This is a genomic window from Rhizomicrobium sp. (genome assembly GCF_056722145.1).
In genome coordinates, this window is record NZ_JBWZET010000306.1 from 1 (window position 1) to 4280 (window position 4280).

At 66.0% G+C, this 4280-nt stretch carries 5 protein-coding genes; 4 read left to right on the forward strand and 1 reads right to left on the reverse strand.

The features are described 5' to 3' along the window. Both AC1P6P_RS16250 and AC1P6P_RS16255 read left to right on the forward strand, forming a co-directional pair. Positions 1-1353: DNA translocase FtsK (locus tag AC1P6P_RS16250; RefSeq protein ID WP_481403494.1), on the forward strand; the 1353-nt coding region annotated here is incomplete at its 5' end. An 83-nt stretch (positions 1354-1436) separates the two neighbouring features. After that, complete coding sequence (locus tag AC1P6P_RS16255) at positions 1437-1802, forward strand: c-type cytochrome (protein WP_481403495.1); 366 nt, start codon at positions 1437-1439, stop codon at positions 1800-1802. On the opposite strand, the gene AC1P6P_RS16260 is transcribed toward AC1P6P_RS16255, so the two are convergent. Continuing rightward, the gene (locus tag AC1P6P_RS16260; protein WP_481403496.1) at positions 1803-3053 is read right to left on the reverse strand and encodes a hypothetical protein; all 1251 of its coding nucleotides are present in this window, start codon (positions 3051-3053) and stop codon (positions 1803-1805) included. A 215-nt stretch (positions 3054-3268) separates the two neighbouring features. Here AC1P6P_RS16260 and AC1P6P_RS16265 point away from each other — a divergent pair, with 215 nt between their 5' ends. Further along, positions 3269-4009 (forward strand): electron transfer flavoprotein subunit beta/FixA family protein, encoded by a 741-nt coding sequence (locus tag AC1P6P_RS16265; RefSeq protein WP_481403497.1) that lies wholly within the window; start codon positions 3269-3271, stop codon positions 4007-4009. Next, the coding region (locus tag AC1P6P_RS16270; protein WP_481403498.1) for an adenine nucleotide alpha hydrolase family protein at positions 4009-4280 on the forward strand (272 nt) is incomplete at its 3' end. The genes AC1P6P_RS16265 and AC1P6P_RS16270, both read left to right, overlap by 1 nt.

Consider the following 4280-nt stretch of genomic DNA (forward strand, 5'->3'; position numbering starts at 1 on the left):
GTCGTAACGCTCTACGAGCTCGAACCGGCTCCGGGGGTGAAGTCCTCGCGCGTGATCGGCCTTGCCGACGACATCGCCCGCTCGATGTCGGCGGTGTCGGCGCGCGTCGCTGTCGTTCAGGGCCGCAACGCCATCGGCATCGAACTGCCCAACCAGGACCGCGAGACCGTCTACCTGCGCGAGCTTCTGGCCAGCGAGGACTTCAACAAGTCGAGCCATCGGCTGTCGATCGCGCTCGGCAAGACGATCGGCGGCGAGCCGGTGATGGCCGATCTCGCCAAGATGCCTCACTTGCTGATCGCCGGCACCACCGGTTCGGGCAAGTCGGTGGCGATCAACACCATGATCCTGTCGCTGCTCTACCGGCTGCCGCCGGACCAGTGCAAGCTGATCATGATCGACCCCAAGATGCTGGAATTGTCAGCTTACGACGGTATCCCGCATCTGTTGGCCGAAGTGGTGACCGATCCGAGGAAAGCCGTCGTCGCCCTCAAATGGGCGGTGCGCGAAATGGAAGAGCGCTACCGCAAAATGTCGAAGCTCGGCGTGCGCGGGGTGGAGGCCTTCAACGAACGGGTCAAGAAAGCCAAATCCAAGAACGAAGTTCTCAAACGCACGGTGCAGACCGGCTTCGACAAGGAAACCGGCAAGCCGGTCTACGAAGACGAAGTGCTCGAACTCGAGCCGATGCCCTACATCGTCGTGGTGGTCGACGAAATGGCCGATCTGATGATGGTCTCGGGCAAGGAGATCGAAGGCGCGGTGCAGCGGCTCGCCCAGATGGCACGCGCCGCCGGCATCCATCTCATCGCCGCCACCCAGCGCCCCTCGGTCGACGTCATCACCGGCACCATCAAGGCGAACTTCCCGACCCGCATCTCGTTCCAGGTGACGAGCAAGATCGACAGCCGCACCATCCTCGGCGAACAGGGTGCCGAACAACTCCTCGGCCAGGGCGACATGCTGTACATGATGGCGGGCGGCCGCATCCGCCGCGTCCACGGTCCGTTCGTCTCCGACAGCGAAGTCGAAGAGATCGTCAAGTTCCTCAAGACGCAAGGCACGCCCGACTATCTCGAAGCGGTCACCGAAGAGCCCGACGACAGCGGTGACGATCCCTTCGGCGCATTCGGCGAAGGCAACGGCAGCTCGGGCGACGATCTTTACGACAAGGCGCTCGACATCGTGGCGCGCGAGCGGAAAGCCACCACCAGCTATATCCAGCGCCGCCTGCAGATCGGCTACAACCGCGCGGCGCGGCTGATCGAGCGCATGGAAGAAGAGCAGGTCATCTCCAAGCCCAACCATAAGGGCGTGCGCGAAGTCTTGCTGCCCGATCACCGCGAAGAATAATCCGCAGCGGATTGCCGTAACGACACGCTGTTCAGCGAATTTGTCGCCGGTTACAAGCGCGAGCACCCTCTAGGGACCCGCGCATGGTTCGCTTCGTTACCGCCGTTCTCGCGCTTGCCGCCGTTTCGACCGCTGCCGTCGCCGCGGATGCCAAGCATGGCGAAGAAGTGTTCGGCCGCTGTGCCATGTGCCACAACGCCGACAAGGGCGGCGGCAACGGGCTCGGGCCCAATCTCAACGGTGTCGTCGGGCGCAAGGCGGGATCGCTGCCGGGCTTTTATTACTCGCCGGTGCTGAAGGCCGCCAACATCACCTGGACCGACGACAAGCTGCGCGCCTGGCTCGCCAATCCGCAGAAACTGGTGCCGGGCAACCGCATGGCCTTCGCCGGCCTGCGCAAACCCCAGGAAATCGACGACGTCATCGCCTATCTGAAGACGAAGAAGTGATCACACTTTGATCTGTCCCAGCACGCTGCGGCCGTCGCTGGTTTCGAGGCGGATCTGGTAATCACCTTCGGACAGATAGAACACCGCCTCGCGCACGCCGGCGGCGAGCGGGTACTGGTCCGACGGCACCGCATTGGGCGTGCCCGCTTCGCTCAGCGGCACCGCCTGGATGAGATCGTGCGGCGCCGTCAACGCCGCCAGCGCGAACGGCGCCCGCGTGCGGCCGACCGCCAGCCAGCCAGGACGGCCGTCGATTTTTGCCAGCCGTGGATGGATCACCTCGACATCGATCTGGGATCGCGACAGGCAGACGGGGCGGTCTTGCGCATCGAACAGCACCACCGGCACGGCCGGCGCCAACGTATCGAGCACCGCCTTCAACGCCGGCTCCTCCGCCATCGGCGCAGGCGGCGGCAGGCCCCAGCTCTGGCTGATGCACAACGGATCGATCCCGGTCTTGGCCTTCAGGCGCGCCGCAAACCACATCCGCCCGTCAGCCCCCGCCGCCTTCAGAACATGATCGTAGCCGCAAATGACGAAGACGCGCGCGCGCGGATCGGCATCGAGAATGGTGGCGATGAAATTGTTGGCCTCGGCATCTTCGCGGGCGTCGATTTCGCCGCTGCCGCCCAGCTGCGCAGCGCGCGCTTCGTAGGCGGCGAAATGATAGCCGCGGCGGCGGGCGCGGCGCAGCATCTCGGCATAGACCGGATCGGCGGCGTACCAGCCGGTTTTGGGCGTGACGGCACCGCCGGCGTTGAGCGCTGCGGCGGCGGCCGACGGACGCTCGGCGTTGTCGAAGGTCTCGGCGGCGAAACAGGAAAATCCTTCCGCCGCCAGCCGCTCCGCCACCGCCGCCGCAAAGGCGCGGCAGCGCGAAGCATGATGGGCTTCGTTGAGGATCACGATCCGCCGCGAGCGCGCCGCCAGCGCAATCGTTTCCACCGCATCGGCGGTCTTGACGCCGGAGAGATCGGGCACCGGCAGCGGCGCGGTCGCCGGGACCGCGAAGGCCGCTTCTTCGTCGCCGGTCATCGCCGCCAGTTGTGCCGACAGCCAGACCGCGGCCGGATTGTTCTGGTAGAAATCGAGCAGCGGCAGATAGCGCCCCTCGTCCATCAGCGCTGCATATTCTTCGCTGCCGGGCGCGGCGTCGGCGCGGGCGGAGGCGGCGAGTACCGTCGCAGCGGCCGAAACAAGCACGGCGCGGCGGGAAAAAAGGGAAGACGTGACGGTCATGGCGTTGGCCATTGTGCGCCCATTCGGTGCTGCTTCCGTAACGATGCCCGGGCTGCGAATTATGCGGCACGGTGACGCGAGGGGAAATCCTCTAGCGCCTTGCCGCCGCGACGTGCCGGAAAATAGCACAGCCGCCCCGTTTCGTTGACAGAGTCGCGCCCCCCGCCTAGCGTTTGCGCGCAACAATGCCGAAGCGGTCGCGGCGGCGGTTCGCTCCAGGACTCCGCATGAAAGTCGTCGTCCCCGTCAAACGGGTGGTGGATTACAACGTCAAGGTCCGCCTCAGCGCCGGCGCCCTCGATCTCGCCAATGTCAAGATGAGCATGAACCCGTTCGACGAGATCGCCGTCGAAGCAGCGGTGCGGCTCAAGGAGAACGGCACGGCGAGCGAAGTCATCGCCGTCTCGATCGGTCCGCGCGAGGCCGCCGACACGCTTCGTACCGCGCTCGCCATGGGCGTCGACCGCGGCCTTCTGGTGATCGCCGACGGCGACATCGAACCGTTATCGGTCGCCAAAATCCTCCAGGCGGTTTGCGTCGACGAGCAGCCCGGCCTCGTCCTCGCCGGCAAGCAGGCGATCGACGACGATTGCGGTCAGACTGGTCCGATGCTGGCGGCCCTCCTCGGCTGGGCGCAAGCGAACCGTGCCCATACCCTCGCGATCGAGGGCGAGACCGCCATCGTCGAACGCGAAATCGACAACGGCCTGCAGACCGTGACGCTGAAACTTCCGGCTGTCGTCACCACCGATTTGCGCCTCAACGAGCCGCGCTATGCCTCGCTCCCCGGCCTGATGAAAGCGAAGAAGAAACCGATCGCGGCGAAGACCGCGGCCGATTACGGCGTCGACACCTCGCCGCGGCTGACGGTGCTGTCCGTCACCGAACCCGCAGCGCGGCCGGCCGGCATCAAAGTGAAAACGGCCGGCGAGCTGGTCGATCACCTGACAGCGGCCGGAGCGATCTGATGGCCAGCCTGGTTCTCGCCGAACACGACAACCGCCATCTCGCCGACGCCACTGCCAGAACGGTGACCGCGGCGCTGGCGCTTGGCTACGAGGTGCAGGTGCTGGTCGCCGGTCACGATTGCGCCGCCGTCGCCGACGCCGCTGCCCGCCTCGCTGGCGTGGCGATGGTGCTCTGTTGCGATGATCCGCTTTACGCCCATGGCTTGCCCGAGCCGCTGACGGCGCTGCTGGTCCCACTCGCTGCCGATTTCGACGCGGTGCTGGCGCCGGC

What these genes read in the sequence shown, in the direction of transcription:
- AC1P6P_RS16260 (WP_481403496.1), bottom strand. Translation starts at nt 3,053, where the DNA reads ATGGCCAACGCCATGACCGTCACGTCTTCCCTTTTTTCCCGCCGCGCC.
- AC1P6P_RS16255 (WP_481403495.1), top strand. Translation starts at nt 1,437, where the DNA reads ATGGTTCGCTTCGTTACCGCCGTTCTCGCGCTTGCCGCCGTTTCGACC.
- AC1P6P_RS16265 (WP_481403497.1), top strand. Translation starts at nt 3,269, where the DNA reads ATGAAAGTCGTCGTCCCCGTCAAACGGGTGGTGGATTACAACGTCAAG.